The organism is Burkholderia puraquae (assembly GCF_002099195.1).
Taxonomy (GTDB): Bacteria; Pseudomonadota; Gammaproteobacteria; order Burkholderiales; family Burkholderiaceae; genus Burkholderia; species Burkholderia puraquae.
The window spans coordinates 1-1,127 of the sequence record NZ_NBYX01000069.1 but is presented as its reverse complement, the minus strand read 5'-3'; the positions used below and the strand labels follow the sequence as shown (position 1 = coordinate 1,127).

1 protein-coding gene and 1 pseudogene are annotated in these 1,127 nt (G+C 66.4%); both read right to left on the bottom strand.

The features are described from left to right. Nucleotides 1-200: pseudogene (locus B7G54_RS37815) on the bottom strand (putrescine ABC transporter permease PotH); the annotation flags it as partial. A 10-nt stretch (nucleotides 201-210) separates the two neighbouring features. After that, the coding region (locus B7G54_RS37810) for an ABC transporter ATP-binding protein (protein ID WP_085043692.1) at nucleotides 211-1,127 on the bottom strand (917 nt) is incomplete at its 5' end.

Below are 1,127 nucleotides of genomic sequence, written 5' to 3'. Positions count from 1 at the left end.
AAGCTGATCTTCAGCACCAGCACGAACGGCAGCGCGAAGAACACCGCGAGCCACAGGAACGGCACGCCGATCGCGACGCTGCGGCCCGACGGCAAGAAGCGCGACAGCGCGGCGAAGCGGCCCGGGCGGGCGCGGCCCGCGCCGGCGCTCGCGGCGCCGGTCGACACCGGCGTGGAGGGCGTGGAAGCAGAGGTTCTCATCGCGTCGCCCTCATTGCGTCAGCACGACGCCGCTGGCCGGCGACCACGACACGAACACGTCGTCGTTCCACGCCGGTGCGTTGTCGCTCATCAGGTGCGAGCTCGACAGGTTCGACACGACCGTCTTGCCGCTCGGCAGGCGYACGTGRTACAGCGAGTAGCTGCCCATGTACGCGATGTCGGTCACGACGCCGCGCGCCCAGTTGTGCTTCGAACCGGGCTTCTCGCGCGACACGTGGATGCGCTCCGGGCGCACCGAGATGCCGACCGGCATCCCGAGCGGGCCCGTGACGCCGTGGCTCACGTACATGCGCGCTTCGAGGTCGTCGCTCTCGACGAAGATGTGGTCGGGTTCATCCTCCACCACGCGCCCTTCGAACAGGTTGGTCGAGCCGATGAATTCGGCCGAGAAGCGGCTGTTCGGGAACTCGTACACTTCGCCCGGCGCGCCGATCTGCACGATCTTGCCTTCGCTCATCACCGCGAGGCGGCTGGCCATCGTCATCGCCTCTTCCTGGTCGTGCGTGACCATCACGCAGGTCACGTCGACCTTCTCGATGATGTTCACGAGTTCGAGCTGGGTCTTCTGGCGGATCTTCTTGTCGAGCGCGGACATCGGCTCGTCGAGCAGCAGCAGCTTCGGGCGCTTGACCAGCGAACGGGCCAGCGCGACGCGCTGCTGCTGGCCGCCGGAGAGCTGGTGCGGCTTGCGCTGCGCATACTTGCTCATCTGCACGAGCGCGAGCGCATCGGCCACGCGCTCCTTGATCTCGTTCTTCGGCGTGCCTTCCTGCTTCAGGCCGAACGCGACATTCGATTCGACCGACATGTGCGGGAACAACGCGTACGACTGGAACATCATGTTCACCGGGCGGCGATACGGCGGCAGCGATGCAAGATCTTCGCCGTCGACGAAGATCTTGCCGG